The following is a 25,648-nucleotide window of genomic DNA, read 5'->3' as shown; positions in this document are numbered from 1 at the left end:
CATTGGCAGTCAGGTATCTGCAGGTCATGATGTGATGCTAAAAGCGAACCATGATGTCAACATCATTGGTCAAGAAAACACGATAAAAACAGAGACGAAAGAAAAAAGCAGCAGTGGCTCGGTGGGTGTGGGCTATAACTTTGGTGGAGAAAAAAATGGCTTTACCATCTCGGCCAGTGCTAGCCAAAGCAAATCCAGAGAAAAAGATAACGGTACCGATTGGACAGAAAGTGTGGTAGAGGCAGGCAACAAGCTCACCATCATCACCGGTAATGATGCCAACATTGTTGCAGGGCAAGTCAAAGGCAATAGGGTGGTGGCTGATATAGGTCATGACCTTAATATTGAATCGAAACAAGACAGCGATGAGTTCCACTCCAAAAGCACCTCAACCTCGGTAGGGGGAAGTTTTTCTTATGGAGGCTCAAGCAGTATTAATGCCTCGGCGAGCAAAACCAAAATGGACAGCAACTGGCAAAGTGTCACCGACCAATCGGGCATCTTTGCCGGCAGTGGTGGCTTTGACATTAAGGTAGGCAATAACACTGACTTAAAAGGTGCGGTGATAGCCTCAGAAGCGAAAGACAAGAGCCAAAACCGCCTTGACACCGGCACAATCAGCTTTAGTGATATCGAAAACAAAGCGGACTACCAAGTCAGTAGCAGCAGTGCAGGGGTAAGCTCTAGCGGCATGCCATCGATGCCAACCAGTCGCAACAAAAACGAAAGCGAGCATTCGACGACGCATTCAGCGGTATCGGAAGGAACGATAATTATCCGCAATAAGGATGCTCAAAAACAAGATATCAACGAATTAAGTCATGATACTGAGCAGGCGAATAACGAGCTCAAACACATTTTTAACAAACAAAAAGAGCAAGACATCATCGACCAAACGCAGTTAGTGAGTGAAATTGGTGGTGAAACGTTAACGATGCTTAATCATATTGACCGGATAAGAGCCGAATCCAAGGCAAAAGAAGCGGTAGAAAAAGAACAAGAAAAAGCCGCAGACAAAGGTATCGTGTTAACCGACAAGCAGCAACAAAAAATCTACGAAGACGCCTACAAAGAATCGATGAATCAAGGCATGACAGCGATGGGCAGTGACACGCGTCAAGGCATTGACATGGCGGTTAGTATCATCAACGGCTTAATCAGTGGCGACATGACAGGGGCAGCCGCAGGGGCACTTGCACCAAAAATTGCGACTATTATCAAACAACAGACCGAAGGAAACACCCTCGCCAACACCGTCAGCCATGCCATACTCGGTGCGGTGGTAGCCGAGCTGCAAGGCAACTCAGCTCTAGTGGGTGGCTTGGGTGCTGCTGCAAGTGAACGTGGTGCTGAAGTTATCATGGGTATTCTTTACCCAGGTAAAACAGTAGCGGAATTATCACAAGAAGAAAGACAACAAATCAGCGCCCTATCACAACTCGCCACAGGCCTTGCGATAGCCGCTAGCGGTGGTGATATTCAAGATATCAATACTGGCGTTGCTACAGGGAAAAATGCGGTTGAGAATAATGGTTTGGCTGCTATTACAGTCAAACCAATTCTTAAAGAATGTTTTAAAGAGCAAATATGTAAAAAGCAAATTTCTGATACAATAATTAACATAGCACGACTTAAGGGCATAGTGTTAACTGAATCAGAAATAAATACTAATACAATTGAAAAGTATATTGATTATCTAGATATCCCAACTGGTTTTATCGATTTAGCTATTCCAAATAATATTGGTAGTCCAGTAACAATTACAGCTGTAGATGTTCTTGTAAAAAATGGTTTAAGCAGCGAAGAAGCTAAAGAATTTTTAAGTGGTTTAACATTAGAACAAAAACACTTAATTAGTATTGCATCGTCTGATTTGATGGGAGACGAATTTTTTAAAGATGCAGTACTAAAAACTTATGAACGTTATTATAATGATTATCTAAAGAAAAAGGGGGGTAAGAAAAATACGGATAATACGTTAGCAGGAGTTGGAAGTAGTTCAGCAGGTGGGGCTTCTGGATTACCGCCTGATGATGATAATCATAAAGACAGAAAATTTAAGTCACCAAAACCAGGAGTGAGCGGTAAAGACGGTGCAAAAGACGTACCAGGTTGGGCCAAAGAATATCGTCCTTATGTAGGTGAAAATGGAAAGCAGTTTGCTAAACGTATAATGGATAAAAAATATGGTAAAGGGAATTATGATACAAAAACTAATACAGAATTTAGTAAAATTAAAAAATGGTGTGACAGAGCATTTATGGATCCTAAATAAAATATAAAGGTGAGAATATGCAAAAAGTATATTTTTTATATCACATTCGTTATGAAGATACGGATGATGAGGATGTTAAATTGATTGGTATTTATAGTAGTTATAAACAAGCTGAATTGGCTATAGAAAGACTGAAAAATAAACCAGGATTTATTGATTTTCCTGATGATTTCCAGATTTTTGATAGCGTTTTAAATCGTGATGGTTGGTGTGAAGGTTTTGGTTTTTGAATTCTAAAATATGCTATCAATTATACTGTTTTTTATAAAATACGGAGGTAAATATGCAAAAAGTCTATCTTTTATATCATATTCGAGATAAAGGTGCTGAAGATGAAGATACTAAAGAAATCGGTACTTATAGTAGCTATGAATTAGCTGAAGCAGCCAAGAATAGGATTAAAGACAAGCCTGGCTTTATTGATCATCCAAATGGATTCTATATTGATGAATATATTATTGATAAAGATTATTGGGCAGATGGTTTTAATGACTAGATTGTATTGACCTTATAAGTAAATTTGTGAACTATTTATCTGCTTATTAGAATACAAGGTGAAAATGTCAATATCGAAGCATTAGATGCTAAAACGACGTATAAAGAAGAGTATGAGCGCAAAAAATCAGGGCTTACTATTTCGATAACGGGCACGGTGAGTGATATTTACAACGCCAACCAAACCCGAGAGCAAGCGAAAAAGCAGACCAATGAAAAAACCAAAGCGCTGATGAATATTAAAGCGGGGTTACAAGCGGGTAATGCGGCGCTAGAGGGCGGCGCTAATTTACAAAATGGCACACCACAAGCCTCCATTGGGATTAATGTTAGTATTGGCAATGAAAAAACCGAGCGCACGGTAAACCAAGAGCAACACACTGTGGTAAGTAGTGGCATCTCAGCGGGGAATAACGTCAGCATTATTGCGACGGGCAATGGTCAAAAAGAGAGCGGCGATATCAATATCATTGGCAGTCAGGTATCTGCAGGTCATGATGTGATGCTAAAAGCGAACCATGATGTCAACATCATTGGTCAAGAAAACACGATAAAAACAGAGACGAAAGAAAAAAGCAGCAGTGGCTCGGTGGGTGTGGGCTATAACTTTGGTGGAGAAAAAAATGGCTTTACCATCTCGGCCAGTGCTAGCCAAAGCAAATCCAGAGAAAAAGATAACGGTACCGATTGGACAGAAAGTGTGGTAGAGGCAGGCAACAAGCTCACCATCATCACCGGTAATGATGCCAACATTGTTGCAGGGCAAGTCAAAGGCAATAGGGTGGTGGCTGATATAGGTCATGACCTTAATATTGAATCGAAACAAGACAGCGATGAGTTCCACTCCAAAAGCACCTCAACCTCGGTAGGGGGAAGTTTTTCTTATGGAGGCTCAAGCAGTATTAATGCCTCGGCGAGCAAAACCAAAATGGACAGCAACTGGCAAAGTGTCACCGACCAATCGGGCATCTTTGCCGGCAGTGGTGGCTTTGACATTAAGGTAGGCAATAACACTGACTTAAAAGGTGCGGTGATAGCCTCAGAAGCGAAAGACAAGAGCCAAAACCGCCTTGACACCGGCACAATCAGCTTTAGTGATATCGAAAACAAAGCGGAATTTGAGGTAGATAGCATTGGGATGGCAGGAAGCACCAGTCATACCGATGGTAATCCAAAACCGAATGGCGGGATGCCATCGATATATGAGCACGATGATAAAACCTCAAACATCACCCATTCGGCAATCAGTGAGGGGGAATTAATCATCCGTGACACGGACAAACAAATCCAAGATATAAATGAACTCAATCATGACACTGAGCAGGCACACCACAAACTCAACCCTATCTTTGATAAAGAAAAAGAACAAACCCGACAAGAAATTGTCACCGGCTTAAAAGATTTAGGCGCCGAGATTAAAGACCTAAAACAAGCCATGGATAAACAAAATAACCATGGCAATGAAAACAAAATGGGCAGTGACTTTAATAAAGGCATCGATTCTGCTATTGCCATTGTCACAGGCATGATGACTGGCGATATCGCCGGCGGCTTAGCCGGCGCCAGTGCCCCATGGTTGGCTGAGCAAATCAAAATACAGGCGGGCGATAATGAAGCCGCCCGTTTAATTGCCCACGCCATATTGGGTGCGGCCGTTGCCGAGCTACAAGGCAATTCAGGGTTAGCGGGGGGGGGCGCAGGGGCGCTTACGGGTGAAATTGCTGCGGATATCATTCGCAAACAGCTATACGGTGATAAAAGTGTTAACCAGCTAACCGAAGAAGAAAAACAAAACATCAGCGCCCTCGCCCAACTGGCCGCCGGACTTGCTACAGCCAGCGCTGGCGGTAGTATCAGTGAGGTCAGCGCTGCAGTCAGCAGCAGTAAGAATGCGGTTGAGAATAACTTATTAAGTAATAAACGTGGCGTTGAAAAACTTGATAAAGAGAGTAAAAAGCTTTATGAAAAAATCAAAGATATTGTCGGTTATGATGAAGTAGATAAATTGCAGCAGCAATATAACGATTGTAAAACAGAGGAGTGTAAGGCGAATGTTTATAATCAGTATATGCAAAAAGAACAAGAAGCAGGACAAAGATTAGTTGATTTATATAAAACAGGTAAGCTATCAGAGGATGAATATTACCAGTTAGTTACATGGTATTCTGACACAATGCTTGAAGGAATAAAGCAAAGCCAGATTGACAATAGTAAAAATCATTCATTTGGTGATTGGGATATTAATGATGCGTCAGCGTGGGATTGGACAGCATCAAACGTTATTAACAATCCTTATTTAAATGAGATAAGGAGTTTAATTTTACTTGATAAATGGCGTTCTGAAGGTTTATCTGAATCAGAGATACAAGAAAGATTTATTAAGAACGGAATTCTCGATTCGTTTGGTTCAGGACCTGAAGTCAATAAAATTATTCATCAGGTTCGTAATGGTGGTTTAAGTTTAGAGGATGGGTTAAAATTAGCCTCGGCTGCAGCGTTTGGTAAATTTACTAATGATGCAAGTAAAGGGAAGATACCGGCTGGAAAGGGGACGAATGTAAAAATATCGCCTGAAAATCAGAAATACGTCGATATTCTATCACCTGAAGCTAAGCAGCATATATTATATGGGGATGGTCCAACAAGTGGAGGGCACATGTATCCAGGAAATCCTGGTAAAACAACTTTCCCTAAAGATTGGTCTGCAGACAAAATTGTCCATGAAATAGGGGATATTGCGACATCACCTAATACACAATGGTATGCACAGAGTGGAACTGGCGGTCTTTATACTAAAGCAGGAAATCCTGCAAGATGGGCTGCATACGAAATTAGAGATGGAGTGCGTATTAGAGTTATTTATGAACCAGCAAATGGAAAAATAATAACGGCGTTTCCTGACAAGGCGCCAGTTCCTTCTCATTATAAACCAATTAAGTAAAAAGTTATAAAGGTTAAATAATTATGTTAGTTAACAATTGTATAAAAGAATTTGGTAATTTATTAAAAGATAGGATAGATCCTGAGTTAATAGATTATGCTTTGGATTATATTAATCATTCCGAAAATGTTTTGGCTTTTGAAACATTGTGTGATCATATTGCAGATTTTGATGTAAAAATTAGTGAAGACGAATATAATAAAGTACTTCATATTGTAGATTTACTCGGTTTGGATTTAGATAATAGATTTTTATATATAAATCCCAATAAATAATTTGTTATTTCCCGCCTTAACCAGCGGGGGATCTTTTATTATTTTTTAGTTCTGCATCGCAAGTTCAACCACCAACTTGCCCTGTTCAATCTTAATGATAACAGGGCAGCCCACATAAAAACCAAATTGCTCAAGCCAGCGTCCTTTAATGGTCAGTTGTGGTCGTGGGTTAGGTTTTATGCCTTGTGGCACATAACCGACGGTATAAAATCACTCAGTGGGTTGTAGTGCCGGTGCTTTGTCTGTGGTTAATTTTAGCTTAGAATGTGTCTTAGCCATAGTTAACTCCAGTATAGTTAGTTGTGGTTAGCAGGTTAGCGGTGCGTCAACACTGTTAGCCTGCGCTGATTAATTTTGCTGTTTTTTTTATTATCTACTCATCCTTCTTCTTAGCCAGCCTTGCTGAGTCCCAGCGGCGGCTTTGATACTTGATAATCATCCCTTCCAGAACTTCTTTAATGATGTTCTGCTCGTCTTCGGGGAGTTGGCTAATCGCCTCAAACTGTAACGAAAGTTCATTCTCTGGCACACGTTCATGTTCATCAAATAATAAAAAATCGGTGCTGACGTTCAATGTCTTAGCAATTTTAGTTAAGGCATCAACAGAAGGCATAGCCTGACCTGTCTCGTACTTCTTCCAGCTATTAGGGTGGAGTCCAATCACCTCAGCGATAGCCTGCTGTGAGAGACCACGCTCTTTGCGTAATGTAATTAATCGTTGTGACAGTGACATAGGTAAGTACCATAAAAGTGATTTATTCATAAGCCAGCGCTGGCGGTAGTATCAGTGAGGTTAGTGCTGCAGTCAGCAGCAGTAAGAATGCGGTTGAGAATAATGGATTAAGTTGGGGTGATGGTGGATTAGGTGGTGATTTTATTGGTCTTTCACCTGAAACAGGAGCCAATTATGAAGGTATCCTCCATGCCTCAGCAGCAGGTTATTTAACTCAAGAAGAAACAGACGAAGCATTAAAAAGGCTCATAACAGGTAAAGATATGCCTAATGGTAGCGATTATGTTGAACTCTGGATGCGAGCCCCAGAGCAAATAGGTGCATTTTTACCAGGACCAATTAGTGCCGCTATGGCGGCACTTGCTATGGCTGATAAGTCTTTAACCGACACTGACAAAGCTGATTTGATTTCAGTATTAAATAAAGCTACAGGTGATTATTTATCTGGTGCAAATACTGAATCTTTATTAGAATTAAATACTGCTTTAAGTCGATTTGGTGCCAAAAGTACAAATAAACAATTCCAACAGTTTATAAAAGAAAAAGTTGAGAATAATGTAGCAACATCTCAAAAAGGCAATAAATCAAGCCAGTTTGGCGAGCATGCCAAAAATGAAAATCAACTTACTGAAAATTGGAATAATACTAATCAAGCTCATAATGTGGCTAACTCATCAAAATTAAAAGATAATTTAACAAACGAGAATTTAAACACTATAGCTAAACAAGATCCAAGATTATCTGCTGTGGTAAAAGGGGGGAATGGAAAGTTAAATTATAGTGTAGGTACTGGTACGTCAGCTGAAGCAAATAAATTAGGAATGATATGGGTTGGTGATGGAGCTAAGCAAACATCTAATGGTGGATGGATTAGCGCTGATGGGACGAGAGGATATCGGCCTCCATCCAGTAAACCTGATAGCCCTTATGCTGAAACAGGTGTTCAAGCTAATTTTGAAACATATAAATTTGGTATTGATGGTAAGAGAATAAAAGTAGGTAATGGGCATTTAAATATTAAGGACTAAAAATGAAAGTATCATTAAAATCGGTGGGTTCTATAGACTATGACCCAACTATATATTTTCCTGAAGAAGAAAATCTTTTTGGAATAACGTTAACTTTGTCTATAGGTCCAGATAATGAAATTGGTAGTGAATATTTTGAACTGTTTGTATGTACACCTGAATGGTTGTGTAAACATCAATGGTTACCAACGTTAATTCGCCATATGTTAATAGTTAGAAAATATGATTTTGACGAAATAAAAAATACAATAAATAAGTGTATTGAGAGGTGTACTTGTGATACTTGGCTGGAAACAGCCCAAAAACTTTCAAGGTATTTTGCTTGGGAATATGAAGATTATAACCCCTAGTAGTCACATTGTTAATCCGATTGTTACCGAGGTTAAAACAGAAAAACATCTAGATAATTCACTTGAAGATATCATCAACGATGGTAAAGAAAAAGGCAATATCAATATTTCAACCGAACACCCATTGGATGATTTGCCAATCACAAACCCTATCATTCAATCCGATAACGTTGAAAAACCAAACACATCAATTATTGACACCAATCAAAAAGTGACCAGCAAAGATAGTCAGCATTATGCTGATTCAATCACCTTTGTTGAGCCTAATTTGACCTTACCGCAAAATAGCTTATCAATCATTAACAAAGACCCGAAGAGCAATTATCTCGTCGAAACCGACAGCCGTTTTACCAATCGCAGAAAATGGTTAAGTTCTGATTACATGCTCAACCGCTTGCGGGTTGATCCAAATAACATCCAAAAACGGTTAGGTGATGGTTATTATGAGCAACAGCTTATCCGAGAGCAAATAACTGCCTTAACGGGTCATCGTTATATTGGCGATTACACCAGTGACTTGGAGCAATATAAAGCACTGATGAATGCAGGAGTCGAATTTGCTAAGCAGTACGGATTATCGATAGGTACCTCGCTATCTGCGGAACAAATGAAAGCCTTAACCAGTGATATTGTTTGGCTGGAAAGTAAAACGGTCATGGTTGATGGACAACCGGTATCGGTATTGGTGCCACAAGTTTACCTTGTTAACCGCCCGCAATTAACAACGGACGGAGCATTATTATCGGGTAAAAGTGTCACAGTAATAGCAAAAGATGACATTGAATCCTCGGGGGCGATATTAGGTAAAAAACGGGTAGCGCTATTAGGGGATAATGTCAATAACCAAGGTCTGATTGATGCGGGCGCCATCATTATTCAAGCGAAAGATAGCATCAACAGCAGCGGCAGATTAAATGCGGATAAATTGGCATATTTACAAGCCAATAACGACATCAACTTAAATAGCACCACCTCAACCACCGAAACGCATTACGGTGCGAGCAAAAGTAAAAACACCGTGATTGACCAAATTTCAAGTATCAACGTCAATGATGGTGATATTTCCTTAAAAGCAGGACATGACATCAACTTAGGCGCGGCCTTGTTGGTCAATGGCGGTGAAGAGGGCGTCACTAACGTCATTGCCGGGAACGATATCAATTTATCGACCTTAAAAACGCAAAGCTATCAAGACACAATATGGAATAAAAATCACACCCGCAAGGTTGATATTGAAGAAACGGTGGGCAGTGAAATTTTAACCCATGGCGACCTAAACTTAATTGCGGGACATGATATTTTAGCGAAATCGGCAGAGCTATCGAGCGATAAGCGCGTAAACCTATTAGCCGAACATGATATTGATATTGGCAGTGAGCAAGAACGTTTACAGTTAACCGAGCATCACAAAACCAAAACGAAAGGGTTGCTTAATAAGGGGTCAATTACTGAAGATATAGCGGTCGACAATATCACCCAAAAAGGCAGCGGGATTTATGGTGATAGTGTGAACATCAAAGCGGGGAATGACTTAACGGTGACCGGTAGCCAAGTCATTGGTACGCATGATGTGCGTCTTGAAGCTGGGAAAGATATCACCATTAATACCGCAGAAGAATCGTATTACCAAAAACACGAAAACAAAACTAAAAAATCTGGGTTTTCAAGCAGCGGGGCAACCATCAGTTACAACAAACAATCGAGTAAAGCAACCTCCACGGTCAATGAAGTTAACCACTCTAATGCCGCAAGCATCGTTGGCACCTCGGGGGGTAATGTAATTATTTCTGCCGGTAAAAAAGTGACCATTGAAGGCAGTGATATCATTGCAGGGCGAGCACAAGGTGATACGCAGCGAGCCACGGGACACATTGATATCACGGGTGAAGATATTGCCATTATTCCAAGTAAAGACACCCTTAATATACAAAACAGTTATCAATCCAAATCCTCAGGGATTGGAATATCAATAAGTAACCCGTTGATAGACAGTGTACGTAATATTCATGACATTTTTCAGTCTCATGGTAGTAAGGTCGATAAACACAAAAAATTATTTGAAAGTGAACTCCCGGCTTTTGGGGCAGACATAGCTAACCCAACCCAGCTACCTATTACGCTTAATCATTCAAGCAGTAAACAAAAATCCAGCCTCTACGGTGAATATCAAAATGGCAGCAGCTTAACCGCTGCGGGTAACATTCAACTGCATGCCACTAAAAGTCAAGCTCGTGATGCTCAAGGCAATTTAACGCATGGCGATGTAATGATAAGTGGTGCACAGTTAGCCGCCGGTGAAAATATCATTATTGAAGCCAATCGTGATGTCAATATTACCACCTCAACCGATAAGCAAAACGAGCACAATAAATCCAGCAGTAAACAGACCAATATCACCTTAGGGGTACCTACTGCTGGCTCAAGTATTCGCTTTATTAATGGCAGCCCAAATCATGGAGTGGGCATGTTACCGTATGGTGACCAACGTAACGGTGAACAACATCATGCCGATGCCACAGCGCAAAATCCATCTTCATTAACGGCGAATAATATTTACATTAACAGTAAAGAAGGTCATGTTAATATCACCAGTAGCCAAATTGCTGCGGAAAAAGACATCAACATTAAAGCCAATAAAGGCAATATTACCGTCAATACAAGTAAAGATGCGTCTCGTATTGAAGAAAAAGGCTATCATAAACAAATCGGTGAACTCGGTGGTGACGGCTACAGTGGTACTGTGGGCTGGCAAGAATCCCGCTATAAAAATTTGGAAAACAAGTCCACCCAAAGTAATATTCGCAGTGAGATTACCAGTGCTAAGGGTAATGTCAATTTGTGGGCCGGTGAGGATATTCGTCTGTCTGGTACCGATATTACCGCCGATAAATCGGTGAACTTAACGAAAAATTGAATACCATTGGCGTGGCTCAATACATCCATAACCATTCCATTGCCATTGAATCTCATATTTATTTAGCCATAACCACATTGTAAATCAATAATGTCAATGACCATATTGTCACCGAGATACAAAAAACCAATGAACTACCTGAAATTTAGGAATATTTTCAAGAACAAAACGGTAAACATTAACCAATTCAACAATCATCCACAAGCAGCCATTACCCCAAATGGAGAGCTTCAATATCTTGCAAATTATAAGCAAATCTAGTTTAAAACGCTTTTATTTTCTAAGATCATCAGATAGGTGAATAATATTTATTTCTGTATGCTGAATAAATTGGGCTTTATATTAAAATAAGATAAAATGAGCTTTATAGTAATCATAGGAAAAATTATTTATGGTTGAACAAAAAAAAGAGGGATTTTTCTCTCGTTTAAAAAAAGGACTTTTTAAAACAAAGCAAAATATTGGTTCGGGCTTCCTTAGTTTATTTAGGGGAAAAAAAATTGATGATGCCTTATTTGAAGCACTTGAAGAAAAATTACTTATAGCTGATGTTGGTTTTGATACAACACAGAAGATTATTGATACTTTAACGAAACATGCTTCAAGAAATGAACTAAAAGATGCAGATGTATTACACGCACTTCTAAAACAAGAAATGAAATCTATTTTAGAGAGTGTAGATAAATCACTTAATATAGAAACTCATAAACCATTTGTAATATTAATGGTTGGTGTTAATGGCGTTGGTAAAACAACTACAATTGGTAAATTAGCCCATCAATTTCAACAACAAGGTAAATCCGTTATGCTTGCAGCTGGTGATACATTCCGTGCTGCTGCTGTTGAGCAACTACAGGTTTGGGGCGAACGCAATCATATTCCTGTAATTGCACAGCATACTAATGCTGATTCAGCTTCTGTTATTTTTGATGCCATACAAGCGGCAAAAGCCAAGAAAATCGATGTATTAATAGCCGATACGGCAGGAAGATTACAAAACAAATCACATTTAATGGATGAATTAAAAAAAATTGTTCGTGTTATTAAAAAACAAGATGAAACGGCACCACATGAAATTATGTTAACTATCGATGCTGGTACTGGTCAAAATGCGATTAGCCAAACTAAATTATTTAACGAGGCTGTTGGTGTAACAGGAATGACATTAACGAAATTAGATGGTACAGCTAAAGGTGGGATTATTTTTAGTATTGCTGATCAGTTCAATATTCCTATTCGATATATCGGTGTCGGCGAAAAAATCGACGATTTAAGACCTTTTGTCACTGATGATTTTATTAACGCACTATTTGATGAAACTGATGAATAGAGACAAGTTATGATTCAATTTCAACATGTTAGCAAAGTTTATTCTGGTGGAAAACCTGCATTGCAAAACATAAACTTTACATTAGCATCAGGTGAAATGGCATTTTTAACTGGGCATTCTGGTGCAGGTAAAAGCACCTTAATGAGGCTTATTTGTGGTCTAGAAAGAGCCAATGATGGTAAAGTATTGCTGAATAACATTGATATTTCAACGTTACGAAAGCAAGATATGCCCTTTTTACGTCGAAAAATAGGTATGATTTTTCAAGATCACCAACTTCTTATGGATCACACTGTCTATGACAATGTTGCTATTCCATTAATTATTTTAGGTAAACCAATAGAAGAAATTCGCCGACGAGTCTCAGCTGCGCTTGATAAAGTTGGATTAATTGGCAAAATGAAATTTTATCCTATTCAGTTATCTGGTGGTGAGCAGCAACGAGTTGGTATAGCTCGTGCCATTGTTAATCGCCCTACTGTATTACTTGCTGATGAACCGACGGGTAATTTAGATGACAAACTTTCTAAAGATATTTTAAAATTGTTTGAAGAATTTAATCATGCAGGTGTTACGGTATTAATGGCAACTCATAATTTAGGGCTTATTCGTCGTAAACATCACCGCATATTACACTTAAATCAAGGACGTTTAAAGGAATAACATTGATGATAAATGCTAATGCTAAATCAGCTAAATCAAAAGTAAAAAATAGCTTTTTGGGTCGCTGGAAGAGGCAAATTGGATATGCTTGGTATAATGTTTTTAATGATTTAAGGTTGAATATATTTGCCTCATTGTTGACTACGTTAGTTATTGCGATTTCAATCACCTTACCTACTATTGGCTATCTATTATGGAAAAATGCTAATCAAGCTGCACATCAGTGGTATCCAACTCCAAATTTGACCGCATATCTAAATAAATCATTGACTTTAGAGCAAACTACAATATTACTTAACAAGCTTAGAGCCTATCCAGAAGTCGATAAAATAAATTATCTATCAAAAGAAGAAGCTAAAGAAGAGTTCATTACATGGTCTGGATTTAGCAGCGCTTTAGAACTATTAGAAGAAAACCCATTACCCGCAGTTGTAATTATCATTCCTAAAGAGGAAGTTAAAAAGACCATAGAGCTACATAAATTGCAAACTGAATTACTTCATATTGATGGTATTGATGATATTAAATTAGATGATAGTTGGTTCACTCGATTAACTGCACTGACAAATATGGTTAAATCCGTTGCTATTACTATTTCGATATTTATGATCATAGCGGTATCACTAGTTATTGGCAACAGTATACGCTTAAATATATATGCCCGAAAACAAACAATAATAGTTATGCAATTAATAGGCGCTACAGCAGGTTTCATTTTACGCCCTTTCCTGTATAGTGGTGCTTTTATTGGGTTGATGGGCGCTTTAGTTTCAATAGCATTATCGCAACTATTTATTTTTCATATAGAATCTATTATATTGAACTTTTCCGATGAGTTTGGAACAAAATTTGCTATTGAAGGCTTATCATGGGAAGAAGGTGTACTAATTGTATTGTTAACCATAATTATTGGATGGTTTTCATCATTTATTGCAACTAAGAAATATTTAAAATTTCAGAAAATAGATTAGACATACTATTTTCAACTGTTCAAAATAAAAACCGTTTTTAGAACTATATGTAGTTAGACTTTTTATGAAAATTTTATTAATTTTAACTATCAAATGTGAACTTAATCACATGTTAAATGTCTAACCATATAAGATAAAATTATTAAAAGTTTTAGATTGTTGTACATAGATGATTGATACAACAAATTAGTTTAATCAAAGGGGGTATTAAATGAGTACTGATTTAAAAATGCATGTAGGTGCTTTAATCCCACAAGGAAACATTGAGTCATATCTTCGTATGATTAATACTTATCCGATGCTAACCGTTGAAGAAGAAAAATCATTAGGTGAAAGACTCTATTATAATGATGATGTTGATGCTGCAAGACAATTAATTTTGTCTCATTTACGTTTTGTTGCACACATTGCTAGAGGCTATTCTGGCTATGGTCTACCACAAGCAGACTTAATACAAGAAGGTAATATTGGCTTAATGAAAGCTGTGCGCCGTTTTAATCCAGAAATGGGAGTTCGCCTTGTATCATTTGCGGTACACTGGATAAAAGCTGAAATTCATGAGTATGTATTAAAAAATTGGCGTATTGTTAAAGTAGCGACAACTAAAGCTCAAAGAAAATTATTCTTTAACTTAAGAAAAAACAAACAACGTTTAGGTTGGTTTAGTAATGCTGAAGTGGATATGGTGGCTAATGAGTTAGGTGTAAGCCGTAAAGATGTACTTGAAATGGAATCACGCATGTCAGCGCAAGACATGTCGTTTGATATTGATAGTGATGACGATGATAACTCAATTGTTGCACCGGCGTTATACTTAGAAGATAGTAACTCTGATTTTTCAAAATCAATTGAAAATGACAACTGGGAAAATGATGCAACAGATAAACTACATGACGCACTATCACAATTAGACGAACGCAGCCAAGATATTATTAAGGCACGTTGGTTAGATTCTGATGATAGCAAATCAACATTGCAAGTATTAGCTGATAAATACAGTGTTTCAGCAGAGCGTATTCGCCAACTTGAAAAAAATGCAATGAAAAAGTTAAGAGTTGCTATTGAAGCATAATTTTTTATTAATATTAAATTTCCTAAGCCTTACTTTTAAAAAAGTGAGGCTTTTTTATAATCTAAATAAATTAAACAGGTGAATTTGTGTGTTAGTTTTATAGAGGATTTAACATGTTAAAAAATTCACAGCAGGTATTTAGTCTCTTTTTATCTTTTTCCTTGTAATAAAAACGACAAAAAGAATGCTATAACCATATCTACTGGTTCAATCGAATATGATAAATATCTACCGCTAATAAATAAATTACAAGCACAATCCAAAGTTTCAACTGATTCTGAAAAAATTTAGAGCTATTATCGAGATCTTCAAAGAACGGCTACGAGAAGCACCTAGAGTCGACCAAAAGAAAATGCAACTTAGCTTATATAGCTTTACGAGCTGCAACTCGTTAATTCATCAAATATATTACTTAAGAATTGATTTAATAGGATCTTAATGTGCCAATTATAAAAATTTTAAATTAGCAACACTCAAGGCAATCTGCAAACATCTAGATTGCCAACCGGGTGATATACTAGAATAGAATATACGAATGAAGAATAACTTATTAACTTATTGCAAGTAATGCTGCCTCTTGCGCGTGAATTAAGGCTGTGTCAAAAAAAGGTATATTACGATCGGATTGAGAGATTAATAACCCAATTTCCGTACAGTCTAAAATAACACCTTCTGCGCCATTTTTAACGAGTTTATCAATAATATTAAGACAGGCTTGCTTAGAATCAGGCTGAATAATACCTTTGCAAAGTTCATTATAAATGATCTCATTAATAATATTTCTGTCTTGAGATTCTGGAATAAGCACATTTAAATTTTTATCGATCAGTTTAGATTTATAAAAGTCCTGCTCCATTGTATATTTAGTACCTAACAAAGCGACCGATTTAATATTTTGTGCTAGTAAATGTTTAGCTGTCACATCGGCAATATGAATAATTGGAATATTAATTGCTTTTTGGATTTGATCTGCAACGTTATGCATAGTATTGGTACAAATAACAAGAAAATCTGCACCAGCTAATTCAACTCTTTTAGCCGCATCAATTAAAATTTCTGCGCTTTTGTTCCACTCATTATTGGTTTGGCAACTTTCAATCTCTTGAAAATCAACGCTATATAAAATTATCTTTGCTGAATGCAGGCCACCTAATGATTTGGCAATAGTTTTCATTTTTCATATATCTATATAAAATTTATTTATTTTTTGTTAACTCGTTTTACTAAATAGTAGAATAGCTATGTTATAAACTCTATATAAAAAATAATGTAGTTATAAATACGGCCTTTAAGGTAACAATCTCAAATGAAGAAAAGAAAAACACAGTTATGGCTTGCATTGATTATTTATTTCATACTTTCCTTGCCCTGCTTTGCCGATCCCAAAGTGGTTCATGTTTTAGTGGCACTTTGTGATAACAAATATCAAAAGATAGCACCTGTTCCAAAGGCGATAGGTAACGGTCAAGATCCCAAAAACAACCTTTATTGGGGGGCGGCTTATGGCTTTAAAACCTATTTTACTAAGCAAAAAGAGTGGCAAGTTGTACAAATTAATCAACCAAAGTCAGGAAAAATATTAGAAGAAATAATTTACAAACACCAAGACAAAGATATTTATCTAATTGCACAGGCGTATAATGGCAAATATATTAATGATACGGTTGATGATTTTATTGATTATTCAGCGGGCAAAAAGGCAATGCCGTTTAAATTAGCTAATAAAACGGTGATGGCAGGGGGAAGTGCAGATCTGGTTGTCTATATTGGTCATGATTCACTAATGGAATGGTCATGGAAAAAATATTTACCCGATAGCTGGCGCTGGGAAACGTTATCAAAAGAACAACAAGAAAAACAAAAATCACGTTATGCCGCAGTATTTGCTTGCAAAAGCCAACAATATTTTACACCACCACTATCGCGCCTAGGTATTACTCCCCTTATTTTGACTTTGCACCGTATGGCACCAGAAGCTTATAATGTGCACGCAATGATTAACAGTTGGTTAAATGGTGAATCAAAGGCTGATATTCGATTAAAAGTGGCAAGCACCTACAGTCAATATCAAAAACTCAGCAAGCCTGCTTTGCATATTTTTACCACAGAATACAGCCAATAACTGGCTAATATTTTGTTTTCAATAACCTTAGTTAAATTGTAAAGGTGTAATGAATTATGACAATACCAAAAATAGTTATTCTAACCGGTGCTGGTATTTCGGCCGAATCGGGTTTATCAACCTTTCGTGCCCAAAATGGATTATGGGAAGGTTATGATGTTAATGACGTGGCAACTTACGAAGGCTATATACGAAACCCAACAGCGGTACATGATTTTTATAATATGTTACGCCGTAAATTACAAAATCCAAACGTAAAACCTAACGCAGCTCACTTTGCACTGGCTGAATTAGAACAGAAATTAGGCAGTGAGCACGTTTTAATTATAACACAAAATGTGGATAACTTACATGAACAAGCTGGTTCTAAAAATATTATTCACATGCATGGTGAATTATTAAAAGTGCGTAATGAAAAAACAGGACAAATAATTGATTGCTTTAACGATGTAAATTATCAACAAAACAAATTCATTCGCCCACATATAGTCTGGTTTGGTGAAATTCCGCTACAAATGGAACAAATTTATGATGCGCTTTCACAAGTTGATTATTTTATATCCATTGGCACATCAGGCAATGTCTATCCTGCTGCTGGGTTTGTACAAATTGCTAACCAAATGAGTGCTAAAACTATTGAGCTTAATTTAGAACCAAGCTTAGATCAAAGCCTTTTTCAAACTAAAATTTATGGCGTTGCAAGTAAAATAGTACCGAATTTTTTAGCAACATTAATTTAATTTTTAGTTTTTTTTATCTGATTCAAATATTGTTTACCACCAAGGTTATTTATTTGCATGCGAATCCATTGAGCCTTTTTTTGTATATTGACTGAAGGTTTGGCTGGATTCCATTTCCTCGGATTAGGAAGTGTTGCTGCAAGCAAGCTCGCTTGAGTAGGAGTTAATTGCTTAGCATTCACATTAAAATAGTGATACGAAGCAGCTTCAATACCAAATATACCATCTCCCCATTCAACACTGTTTAAGTAGATTTCCAAGATACGTTGTTTTGGCCAAATAAGCTCAATCCACAGTGTGAGCCAAGTTTCAATTCCTTTACGTATCCAACTACGAGATGACCATAAAAAAATATTTTTAGCTACTTGTTGGGTAATGGTGCTCGCACCTCGGATTTTTTTCTGTTTTTGATTATAGATAAGTGCTAGATTGATGGCATTAAAATCAAATCCCCAATGATTAGGAAAGTTTTGATCTTCTGATGCAATAACGGCTAATTTGATATTATCAGATATCTCATCCCAACTTTTCCAAATTCGCTGTTGCTTAACCTCCCAATTACTTATTTTTCTTTGTATCATTATCATTGAACTCAATGGATCAACCCAACGCATTACTACAATCAAAACAACAGATAATAGCATAAATCCAATTACCGTTTTTTTTGCAAAATTTAAAATCTTTTTAAATAATAAAGTCATGTAAACAGCATAAATTAAGAGTTGATATTAAAAATATAACATACAATTAAGCTATTTTTAGCTTATCCCTTTGATAGCAAAGAAAAATAGCTGTATTAAAAAATTGAAAGTAACTTACCTTAATTTTTTTTGCAAAATCAAGAAAAAATTAAATTATAATATTTTATATTTTATTAAATTAATTTTTTATTTGCTGAACATAAAACAGGCTTAAACATCTTTCTTTGTCAGATAAATTAAACGCAAAATGTCTTTAATATAGTTAGGATTAATGACGTTATTAAAAATCTCAATTAAGATATAAAAAGTTCTTTAAAAACTCTACAACTTTAATTGGCTGATTCAGATCAAGTTCTTTAATGGAAGAATTTAATGGTTCGTCACATGCAATAGCTATCGTAAACTGATCCATATAAAGTGGCTTTTGAATTGTGCTTCTATGGCAGATAATTTTGGGTATATTTTCTTCTTTAAATCCTTCCACTAATATAATATCAACATTAGTAAACTGATTAATCAGCATTTGTAAATCGGTTGGATTATTGGGTGTCTCTTCAATTAATGCATAACGATTATCACATGCAATAATTGTTTGTGATGCCCCTGCTTTACGCAGTTCATAGCTATCTTTACCCGGAATATCTACTTCAATATTGTGGTGAGCATGCTTTAATATACCAACTTTGAAACCTTGTTTAATCAATAATGGGATGATTTTCTTTAGTAATGTTGTCTTACCGCTACCACTGTAACCACTAATTCCAATAATTTTTCTATTGTTCATAAACGCTCTGCCTTAACATGTTATATTGTAGTAAAATTGATATTACATTATTTTATACAAAATGGTTTGAATAAAGGTAATGATATGTATGATTTTTTGAATGATTATAACCAAACTGTGCATCCAGATTTACTTAAAGGCTTTATTGATATTACTCATAAAAAATTAAGTGGCTATGGGTTAGATTATTACTGTGAACAAGCAAAAGATAATATAAAAAAAACATTAAAATCACCTTATGCAGACATTCATTTTATGCATGGTGGAACTATTACTAATTTAACGGTAATTTCTCATATTTTAAGACCCTATCAAGCTGTAATTTCAACTGAAAGTGGACATATTAATGTGCACGAGGCAGGTGCAATCGAGGCAACAGGGCATAAAGTACTTACTGTAAAAACAGAAGATGGAAAATTAACACCTGAATTAATTAAGCCAATTTTAAAACACCATAGTGATGAGCATATGGTACAACCTAAGTTAATTTATATCTCAAATACGACAGAACTTGGCACAATTTATAGCAAACAAGAACTCAAAAAGTTATATCAGTTTTGTCAAAATAACCATCTCTATCTTTATTTAGATGGAGCACGGTTAGCAATGGCATTAGCGTCAAAGGATAACGATATAACCTTTCCTGATTTAGCTAAATATACAGATGTATTTTATATAGGCGGTACTAAAGTAGGGGCTTTTGCTGGTGAAGCGCTGGTATTTAATAACCTGTCGATTAATCAAGGCTTCCGATTTAGTATGAAACAAAAAGGAGCAATTCTTGCTAAAAGTTGGATTGTTGGTGTACAAATGAATACCCTGATGCAAAATAATCTATATATTAAACTTGGCAAACAAAGTAATGACATGGCCGATAAGCTAAAAACACTATTTGAAAATGCAGGTTTGACTTTTAAAGCTAAACCACAAACTAACCAGTTGTTTGTCAATTTTCCTAATAAAGTTGCGAAAAAAATCTTGGATTATTACTCAGTCGATAATCTTGGGCAAACAGACAATAAACATATTTGTTTAAGATTTTGTACTTCATGGGCAACCCAAGATGCAGAAATAGATAATTTTGCTAAGCAGATGAAAAAATGGATTAAATAAAATTGTAATATTTAATCTATTAACTTATCAATACGTCTATTTGATTTACCTTTTCAAGCATTTGTGGCGTATTGATATTGATAAAACAAGTAGAATTATCACTAAAATCAACCGCAATAGCATTGATTTCTTCTAGAAACAACATTAGTTTACGCTCACCTTTTTCTAAGAAAGCTTTAAGCGGGGCTAATACTACTTTATGAATCAATAAAATGGTTGGGTGGTTATATTCATTATCAAATGGATAAATAGCTTTATGAGTATCTATATGTTTTCCTAAACGTAGGATTAAATCATTGGGTAAATAAGGGGTATCACAACTAACAAATAAATTCCAATCAGTTGTACTATGCAATAACCCACTATAGATACCTGCGAGTGGCCCTAAATTACCCGATAAATCATCAGAAAATATAGGATAACCAGCAAGTTGGTATTGTGTAAAATGTCGATTACAGTTAATCATAATCAAATCAACTTGAGGTTTTATACGGTCAATTACGTGCTGATAAAGTGGTTTTCCCTTTAATAACAATAAGCCTTTATCTTCCCCCCGCATTCTTGTACTTCTTCCTCCGGCTAAAATGATCGCAGTAATGGACAATTTTTTCATGAATTATTTCTCTTTTTACATTGCGAAAAAACAAAATAACTTTACTATATAACAAAGTTATTTCAAGTTGCAGAAAATAATTTTTTTTTAGATATATGTCTAAAGTAAATTATCACCTTCAACACTGTTAAAGGCTTAAAAAAGGTATTGATTATGAAATGTCATCGTATTGATGAAGTAATGGAGCTATTACAGCCAGCTTGGGAAAATGATTCTGATTTTAACTTATTACAGTTTTTAGATAAGCTTGGGCAAGAAGCTGGTTTTGAAGGCGAATTAAAAGATCTTAGTGATGAAGTTTTAATTTATCATTTAAAAATGCGCGGTTCGGATAAAAATGAAGTTATCCCGGGATTGAAAAAAGATTATGAAGATGATTTTAAAACCGCGCTTTTAAAAGCTCGCGGGATTATTAAAGAATAAGGAGAATTGTTATATGAAAAAAACGCTCATTGTTATGGGAATATTACTATCATCTGCAAGTAGTTTTGCAGAAGAAACAAAAAAAGAATTAAAATCTGAAGCATTACAAACAGTAGCCATTACAACTTCATCAGCACCAATTGAAGCAGGTAAACAATATATTACATTACCTACTTCCCCATCACCCGATAAAGAAGTGATCGAGTTTTTTTCATTTAATTGCCCTAGTTGTTTTAGATTTGAAACACAATATCATGCTACCAAAATTATTGATGATAGTTTACCTGAGGGTATAAAAATTAAACGTTATCATTTAGAAGATTTTGGTCCACTGGCAAAAGATCTTGCTCAAGCATGGGCGATTTCAAATATACTTGGTATTGAAGATAAGGCATCACAAGCCCTCTATTATGCAATCCAGAAAGATCATTCAATAAAAACGGCTGATGATATCAAAACTGTTTTTGCTAAGTTAGGGATTGACGGTGAAACTTATGATAAAACTAAAAACAGCTTTTTAGTAAAAGCTTTTATGGCACAGCAGGCTACTGCTATTAAAGAGCTACAGCCAAAGAGCATTCCGACAGTTATTGTAAACCGTAAGTTTTACATTAACACACAAGGGCTTGATTCTTCAAGTGAGGAAGCATTTATAAAAGATTACGCTAGAGTAACATCGTTTCTTATTGGCTTAGATCCAAATAAAAAATAAAAGAATATTCAAAACAAAAATAGTTTACTTCGTTAATGATTATCCTTGATATTGAGCTGTTCTTGAAAGCCATGCTCATATTAGAAAAACTCATTATCCAATGATAACATTAATATTTATTTCATTAAAAATTTAAATCCCTTTATACAATCATATAATACAAAGGGATTTAAATTTTATTAAGCTATCATTCACGTTCTAAGGCATAAATAGGATCTAATTGTGCTGCGCGTCTAGCAGGGAAATAACCAAAAATAATACCAATTATACTTGAGAAACTAAATGCCGCTACAATAGCTGTTGCAGAGAAATTCATTGCAAATGATGTAACAACAGAATTAAAAATAAATCCAATAGCAAACGAGAGTATAATACCTATTGTTCCGCCAATTAAACATACTAATACAGCTTCAATTAAAAATTGCTGTAATATGTCACTTGACCGAGCACCAACAGCCATACGTACGCCAATTTCTCGTGTTCTTTCTGCGACCGATACTAGCATAATATTCATTACCCCGATGCCACCAACAATAAGTGAAATGAGTGCAATAGCCGAAACCAAGAGTGTCATAACCCAAGCTGATGAGTTAATGGTTTCTCGTATATTGTCTGAGTTAAAAATAAAAAAATCTTTTGTTCCATGTCGTTTTAACATAATTTGATTGATGGCTTGTTCTGCAATTGATAAATCGACATTATCTTTAACCCGTACTGTGATGCTTTTTAACGAAGTTTGACCCACCATACGATTAATCACAGTGGTATAAGGTAACCAAATATTCAAGTTTTCATTACTACCAAACCCTTGTTGTTGTTTAGTGGCAACGCCAATGATTCTTACGGGTAATTGACCGGCCATTAAAATTTTTCCAATAGGGTTTTGATCTGCAAATAGTCGCTTAACGGTATTTTCATCAATTACTGCATCTTGTGCTGAAGTAATAATACTTGTTGCATCAAACGATTTTCCTTGAGAAATCGTATAACCACGAACTGCAAAGAATTGCTCTCCAACACCATTTACTGTTCCTGTCACAGCTAAATTGTTAATTCGAAAATAAACACCCGTAGAAAGGTTTGGCGTGGTGCTGTGAACAAAACTTTGTTGCGCCAAAAAATCGGCATCAGATGAGCGTAATGTAGTAATTTTATCCGCATTACGATCACCAAAGCCCGATCCTGCATAGATTTCTAACGTGCTAGTTCCTAATGAGTTAATGTTAGATAAAATTTTTTGCTTTGTACCTTGTCCTAATGCAACAACAGAGACTACCGAGGCAATACCAATAATTATGCCTAACATGGTTAAAAAGGTCCGTAATCGCTGCGAACGCATTGATAACATAGCCATTTTAAAAGCATCTCGAAAACGGTAATATTTTGCCAGTAGATTATCTTGGGTTCTGGTTGCTTCGATTTGCTTAACTTGCCGATTATCATTTTGTTCAGATTGATAATTAAGGTTAATAGAATCAGAAATGATATTACCGTCACTAATTTCAACAATCCTTTGGGCACTTTGGGCAATATTTGAATCGTGGGTAACAATAATAACTGTGTGACCTTGTTGATGTAATTCTTGTAATATAGCCATTACTTCTAAACCACTTTTGCGGTCGAGTGCTCCTGTTGGTTCATCAGCTAAAATGATTTGTCCACCGTTAATTAAAGCTCTAGCAATACTGACTCGCTGTTGTTGCCCTCCAGATAACTGGTTAGGTTTGCTGTCTATTTTTTCTGCAAGACCTAATCGTATTAAAATTTCGTTCGCTCTTTTTTGACGTTGTTCATTGGTAACACCAGCATAAATAGCAGGGATTTCTACATTGCCTTGTGCGGTTAATGCATTTAATAAATGGTAACGTTGAAAAATAAAACCAAAATGCTCACGGCGTAATTGAGCTAACTCATCAGGTGACAATTGACTTGTTGTGCGCCCTCCAATGGAATAAGTGCCTAAGGTCGGTTTATCTAAACAGCCTAGAATATTCATCAAAGTGGATTTACCCGATCCTGATGCGCCAATAATCGCCACCATTTCACCCGCATTAATTGTCAGATTTATGCTTTTAAGAACCTGTATGGTTGAATCGCCTGCTGGAAATTCACGAACAATATTCTCAAGCTTAATAAGAGGTATATTATTGACCATATTAGAATCGAATCCTTGGGGCTCTTGCATTATTAACACCTAGTGAAGCACCATTAGTGCCACTGACCACAACCATATCACCCTCTTTAATCCCCGATTTTATTTCAACATTGACATTATTATCGATACCCAAAGTAACTTCGTGTTCTTCGATATCATTATGTTTATTTAATAGGTAAATAATGGCTTTATTATTACCTAATTTTTTTTGAATTGCTTGAGATGGAATGGTTAGTACATCTTTTGCCTCAGACAAGACAATATAAACTTGCGCTGTCATTGAAATTCTTAAAACATGGTCAGGATTATCTACATCAAATAGTCCATTATAATAAATTGCGCTTTTTGTTGTTGATAATGAGCTTGACGAGGTTGTTTCGGTATTAATTGAGTCAGGTGCAGGCTCTATAGCCCTTAGTGTTAAACCATCAAAACGTCTATTAGGTTGACCTAAAATGGTAAAGTAAACAGGCATTCCTTTTTTTACATTGATCACATCGGCTTCAGAAATTTGCGCTTCAATAGTCATTTTATCAAGCTGTGCGACTTTAACAATAGTTGGTGCACTTTGAACAGAGTTAACCGTTTGCCCTTCATTGACTGGAATTGCAACAATCACTCCATCAATGGGAGAGCGAATTTTAGTATATCCCAAATTAACCTTGGCGGTATCGACAGCAATTTGTGCTTTAACAATATCAGCATCAAGTGCTGCAATATCGGCTTTGATTGCATCAAGTTCGGCTTTTGCCGCATCTAAATCCGATTGAATGCCAACGCCTTTATGAACGAGTTTGTACTGGCGATCATAGGTTAACTGATAGTTAACTAATCTCGCTTTTTTTGCTTGACGTTGTGCCTCTAAACTATTAAGTGAAGCTTCAGATTGTTTTAAATCATTGCTTTGTTTAAGATCGTCAATCTCAGCAATCATATCGCCTTGTTTAACTTCATCGCCCAACTCAACATAAAGTTTTTTAATTTGTCCAGAAACTTGTGCCCCTACGCTAACTTGTTTAAAAGCACTAATAGTACCATCGGCTAATACCGTTTTCTCAATATTACCTTTGGTAACCGGTGAGGTAATATAATTAATCGTCGATTCTGAAGGGGAAATAATTAAATATGCAAAATGTATGATTGCAATAATAATGATTGCCACAACTATATATTTAAATTTAATAAATTTTAACAACCTTTTTCATCCTTTAATTTTTTTGCTATTATGTTAGCATTGT

The 25,648-nt window shown here is 36.1% G+C and carries 24 protein-coding genes and 3 pseudogenes; 18 read left to right on the top strand and 9 right to left on the bottom strand.

Features of this window, described 5'->3' with window-relative positions; translation table 11 throughout:
- The 5 genes from A9G36_RS00265 to A9G36_RS00245 all read left to right on the top strand — a co-directional run.
- On the top strand, nt 1-2,275 hold a 2,275-nt coding region (locus A9G36_RS00265; RefSeq protein ID WP_176700996.1), incomplete at its 5' end, for a hemagglutinin repeat-containing protein.
- Between the two features lie 17 nt (nt 2,276-2,292).
- Nucleotides 2,293-2,505, top strand: coding sequence for a DUF7336 domain-containing protein (locus A9G36_RS00260; RefSeq protein WP_065585231.1), 213 nt, complete (start codon nt 2,293-2,295; stop codon nt 2,503-2,505).
- Between the two features lie 53 nt (nt 2,506-2,558).
- Entirely contained in the window at nt 2,559-2,771 is a 213-nt protein-coding gene (locus tag A9G36_RS00255; protein WP_065585230.1) for a DUF7336 domain-containing protein, read from the top strand.
- Nucleotides 2,772-2,927: 156 nt separating this feature from the next.
- The gene (locus A9G36_RS10390; RefSeq protein ID WP_065585229.1) at nt 2,928-5,711 is read left to right on the top strand and encodes a hemagglutinin repeat-containing protein; all 2,784 of its coding nucleotides are present in this window, start codon (nt 2,928-2,930) and stop codon (nt 5,709-5,711) included.
- A 23-nt stretch (nt 5,712-5,734) separates the two neighbouring features.
- Nucleotides 5,735-5,986 (top strand): MafI family immunity protein, encoded by a 252-nt coding sequence (locus A9G36_RS00245; protein WP_065585228.1) that lies wholly within the window; start codon nt 5,735-5,737, stop codon nt 5,984-5,986.
- Between the two features lie 45 nt (nt 5,987-6,031).
- Here the strand turns inward: A9G36_RS00245 and A9G36_RS10410 are convergent.
- From A9G36_RS10410 to A9G36_RS10055, 3 genes and pseudogenes are all read right to left on the bottom strand, one after another.
- Nucleotides 6,032-6,196 (bottom strand): annotated as a pseudogene (locus tag A9G36_RS10410) (SymE family type I addiction module toxin); the annotation flags it as partial.
- A gap of 163 nt (nt 6,197-6,359) precedes the next feature.
- Nucleotides 6,360-6,719: a helix-turn-helix domain-containing protein gene (locus A9G36_RS00235; protein ID WP_065585234.1), complete on the bottom strand. Its 360-nt coding sequence runs from the start codon at nt 6,717-6,719 to the stop codon at nt 6,360-6,362.
- A 22-nt stretch (nt 6,720-6,741) separates the two neighbouring features.
- Nucleotides 6,742-6,891: a hypothetical protein gene (locus tag A9G36_RS10055; RefSeq protein WP_176700995.1), complete on the bottom strand. Its 150-nt coding sequence runs from the start codon at nt 6,889-6,891 to the stop codon at nt 6,742-6,744.
- 91 nt (nt 6,892-6,982) lie between these two features.
- Between A9G36_RS10055 and A9G36_RS10225 the strand changes: the two genes are divergently transcribed.
- From A9G36_RS10225 to A9G36_RS10405, 8 genes and pseudogenes are all read left to right on the top strand, one after another.
- Nucleotides 6,983-7,747, top strand: a complete 765-nt coding sequence (locus A9G36_RS10225) for a hypothetical protein (protein ID WP_218055735.1) — start codon at nt 6,983-6,985, stop codon at nt 7,745-7,747.
- Between the two features lie 2 nt (nt 7,748-7,749).
- Entirely contained in the window at nt 7,750-8,097 is a 348-nt protein-coding gene (locus A9G36_RS00225) for an immunity 8 family protein (RefSeq protein WP_065585227.1), read from the top strand.
- On the top strand, nt 8,078-11,011 hold the full coding sequence (locus A9G36_RS00220; protein ID WP_065585226.1) for a hemagglutinin repeat-containing protein: 2,934 nt from the start codon (nt 8,078-8,080) through the stop codon (nt 11,009-11,011). Before A9G36_RS00225 ends, A9G36_RS00220 begins: the two co-directional genes overlap by 20 nt.
- Nucleotides 11,012-11,417: 406 nt before the next feature.
- A pseudogene (gene ftsY, locus A9G36_RS00215) lies at nt 11,418-12,341 on the top strand (signal recognition particle-docking protein FtsY); the annotation flags it as partial.
- A 9-nt stretch (nt 12,342-12,350) separates the two neighbouring features.
- Nucleotides 12,351-13,004: a cell division ATP-binding protein FtsE gene (gene ftsE / locus A9G36_RS00210; protein ID WP_034947903.1), complete on the top strand. Its 654-nt coding sequence runs from the start codon at nt 12,351-12,353 to the stop codon at nt 13,002-13,004.
- A gap of 5 nt (nt 13,005-13,009) precedes the next feature.
- Nucleotides 13,010-13,975, top strand: a complete 966-nt coding sequence (gene ftsX / locus A9G36_RS00205; RefSeq protein WP_065585225.1) for a permease-like cell division protein FtsX — start codon at nt 13,010-13,012, stop codon at nt 13,973-13,975.
- Between the two features lie 229 nt (nt 13,976-14,204).
- Nucleotides 14,205-15,047 carry an RNA polymerase sigma factor RpoH gene (gene rpoH / locus A9G36_RS00200; protein ID WP_442902634.1) on the top strand — a complete coding sequence of 281 codons (843 nt, stop codon included), beginning with the start codon at nt 14,205-14,207 and terminating at the stop codon, nt 15,045-15,047.
- A gap of 460 nt (nt 15,048-15,507) precedes the next feature.
- Nucleotides 15,508-15,573 (top strand): annotated as a pseudogene (locus A9G36_RS10405) (helix-turn-helix domain-containing protein); the annotation flags it as partial.
- Between the two features lie 24 nt (nt 15,574-15,597).
- On the opposite strand, the gene A9G36_RS00195 reads toward A9G36_RS10405, so the two are convergent.
- The gene (locus A9G36_RS00195) at nt 15,598-16,221 is read right to left on the bottom strand and encodes an aspartate/glutamate racemase family protein (protein WP_065585224.1); all 624 of its coding nucleotides are present in this window, start codon (nt 16,219-16,221) and stop codon (nt 15,598-15,600) included.
- Between the two features lie 132 nt (nt 16,222-16,353).
- On the opposite strand from A9G36_RS00195, the gene A9G36_RS00190 reads away from it, so the two are divergent.
- Nucleotides 16,354-17,169, top strand: a complete 816-nt coding sequence (locus tag A9G36_RS00190; protein ID WP_065569326.1) for a hypothetical protein — start codon at nt 16,354-16,356, stop codon at nt 17,167-17,169.
- Between the two features lie 56 nt (nt 17,170-17,225).
- Complete coding sequence (gene cobB / locus A9G36_RS00185) at nt 17,226-17,909, top strand: Sir2 family NAD+-dependent deacetylase (RefSeq protein WP_034947891.1); 684 nt, start codon at nt 17,226-17,228, stop codon at nt 17,907-17,909.
- Here the strand turns inward: cobB and mtgA are convergent.
- Both mtgA and mobB read right to left on the bottom strand, forming a co-directional pair.
- On the bottom strand, nt 17,906-18,610 hold the full coding sequence (gene mtgA / locus A9G36_RS00180) for a monofunctional biosynthetic peptidoglycan transglycosylase (protein WP_034947888.1): 705 nt from the start codon (nt 18,608-18,610) through the stop codon (nt 17,906-17,908). The genes cobB and mtgA overlap by 4 nt on opposite strands.
- Nucleotides 18,611-18,899: 289 nt before the next feature.
- Complete coding sequence (mobB, locus tag A9G36_RS00175) at nt 18,900-19,394, bottom strand: molybdopterin-guanine dinucleotide biosynthesis protein B (RefSeq protein ID WP_065574124.1); 495 nt, start codon at nt 19,392-19,394, stop codon at nt 18,900-18,902.
- A gap of 84 nt (nt 19,395-19,478) precedes the next feature.
- Here mobB and A9G36_RS00170 point away from each other — a divergent pair, with 84 nt between their 5' ends.
- Entirely contained in the window at nt 19,479-20,507 is a 1,029-nt protein-coding gene (locus A9G36_RS00170; RefSeq protein ID WP_065569323.1) for a threonine aldolase family protein, read from the top strand.
- A gap of 19 nt (nt 20,508-20,526) precedes the next feature.
- Here the strand turns inward: A9G36_RS00170 and mobA are convergent, their stop codons facing one another.
- The gene (mobA, locus tag A9G36_RS00165; RefSeq protein ID WP_065569322.1) at nt 20,527-21,120 is read right to left on the bottom strand and encodes a molybdenum cofactor guanylyltransferase MobA; all 594 of its coding nucleotides are present in this window, start codon (nt 21,118-21,120) and stop codon (nt 20,527-20,529) included.
- A 153-nt stretch (nt 21,121-21,273) separates the two neighbouring features.
- On the opposite strand from mobA, the gene A9G36_RS00160 reads away from it, so the two are divergent.
- A complete protein-coding gene (locus tag A9G36_RS00160) occupies nt 21,274-21,543 on the top strand; it encodes a YihD family protein (RefSeq protein ID WP_034947876.1) in 270 nt (89 codons plus the stop codon).
- 13 nt (nt 21,544-21,556) lie between these two features.
- Nucleotides 21,557-22,255 (top strand): DsbA family protein, encoded by a 699-nt coding sequence (locus A9G36_RS00155; protein ID WP_081295294.1) that lies wholly within the window; start codon nt 21,557-21,559, stop codon nt 22,253-22,255.
- Between the two features lie 187 nt (nt 22,256-22,442).
- On the opposite strand, the gene A9G36_RS00150 is transcribed toward A9G36_RS00155, so the two are convergent.
- Complete coding sequence (locus A9G36_RS00150) at nt 22,443-24,440, bottom strand: MacB family efflux pump subunit (protein ID WP_255305529.1); 1,998 nt, start codon at nt 24,438-24,440, stop codon at nt 22,443-22,445.
- Nucleotides 24,412-25,605 (bottom strand): efflux RND transporter periplasmic adaptor subunit, encoded by a 1,194-nt coding sequence (locus A9G36_RS00145; protein WP_051825425.1) that lies wholly within the window; start codon nt 25,603-25,605, stop codon nt 24,412-24,414. Before A9G36_RS00145 ends, A9G36_RS00150 begins: the two co-directional genes overlap by 29 nt.
- Between the last annotated feature and the right edge of the window lie 43 nt (nt 25,606-25,648).

It is taken from the genome of Gilliamella sp. Choc6-1, assembly GCF_001690385.1.
Taxonomy (GTDB): domain Bacteria; phylum Pseudomonadota; class Gammaproteobacteria; order Enterobacterales; family Orbaceae; genus Gilliamella; species Gilliamella apicola_A.
Note: the sequence above shows the minus strand (reverse complement) of the source record. Positions and strands in the feature narration are given on the sequence as shown.

Excerpts from the sequence above, each read along its gene's own strand:
- A9G36_RS00170 (WP_065569323.1), top strand. The coding sequence starts at position 19,479 with ATGTATGATTTTTTGAATGATTATAACCAAACTGTGCATCCAGATTTA.
- A9G36_RS00190 (WP_065569326.1), top strand. The coding sequence starts at position 16,354 with ATGAAGAAAAGAAAAACACAGTTATGGCTTGCATTGATTATTTATTTC.
- A9G36_RS10225 (WP_218055735.1), top strand. The coding sequence starts at position 6,983 with ATGCCTAATGGTAGCGATTATGTTGAACTCTGGATGCGAGCCCCAGAG.
- ftsE (WP_034947903.1), top strand. The coding sequence starts at position 12,351 with ATGATTCAATTTCAACATGTTAGCAAAGTTTATTCTGGTGGAAAACCT.
- A9G36_RS00220 (WP_065585226.1), top strand. The coding sequence starts at position 8,078 with ATGAAGATTATAACCCCTAGTAGTCACATTGTTAATCCGATTGTTACC.
- mobB (WP_065574124.1), bottom strand. The coding sequence starts at position 19,394 with ATGAACAATAGAAAAATTATTGGAATTAGTGGTTACAGTGGTAGCGGT.
- A9G36_RS00235 (WP_065585234.1), bottom strand. The coding sequence starts at position 6,719 with ATGTCACTGTCACAACGATTAATTACATTACGCAAAGAGCGTGGTCTC.
- mobA (WP_065569322.1), bottom strand. The coding sequence starts at position 21,120 with ATGAAAAAATTGTCCATTACTGCGATCATTTTAGCCGGAGGAAGAAGT.
- A9G36_RS00245 (WP_065585228.1), top strand. The coding sequence starts at position 5,735 with ATGTTAGTTAACAATTGTATAAAAGAATTTGGTAATTTATTAAAAGAT.
- A9G36_RS00195 (WP_065585224.1), bottom strand. The coding sequence starts at position 16,221 with ATGAAAACTATTGCCAAATCATTAGGTGGCCTGCATTCAGCAAAGATA.
- rpoH (WP_442902634.1), top strand. The coding sequence starts at position 14,205 with ATGCATGTAGGTGCTTTAATCCCACAAGGAAACATTGAGTCATATCTT.
- cobB (WP_034947891.1), top strand. The coding sequence starts at position 17,226 with ATGACAATACCAAAAATAGTTATTCTAACCGGTGCTGGTATTTCGGCC.
- A9G36_RS00260 (WP_065585231.1), top strand. The coding sequence starts at position 2,293 with ATGCAAAAAGTATATTTTTTATATCACATTCGTTATGAAGATACGGAT.
- A9G36_RS00255 (WP_065585230.1), top strand. The coding sequence starts at position 2,559 with ATGCAAAAAGTCTATCTTTTATATCATATTCGAGATAAAGGTGCTGAA.
- A9G36_RS00155 (WP_081295294.1), top strand. The coding sequence starts at position 21,557 with ATGAAAAAAACGCTCATTGTTATGGGAATATTACTATCATCTGCAAGT.
- A9G36_RS00225 (WP_065585227.1), top strand. The coding sequence starts at position 7,750 with ATGAAAGTATCATTAAAATCGGTGGGTTCTATAGACTATGACCCAACT.
- mtgA (WP_034947888.1), bottom strand. The coding sequence starts at position 18,610 with ATGACTTTATTATTTAAAAAGATTTTAAATTTTGCAAAAAAAACGGTA.
- A9G36_RS00160 (WP_034947876.1), top strand. The coding sequence starts at position 21,274 with ATGAAATGTCATCGTATTGATGAAGTAATGGAGCTATTACAGCCAGCT.
- ftsX (WP_065585225.1), top strand. The coding sequence starts at position 13,010 with ATGATAAATGCTAATGCTAAATCAGCTAAATCAAAAGTAAAAAATAGC.
- A9G36_RS00150 (WP_255305529.1), bottom strand. The coding sequence starts at position 24,440 with ATGCAAGAGCCCCAAGGATTCGATTCTAATATGGTCAATAATATACCT.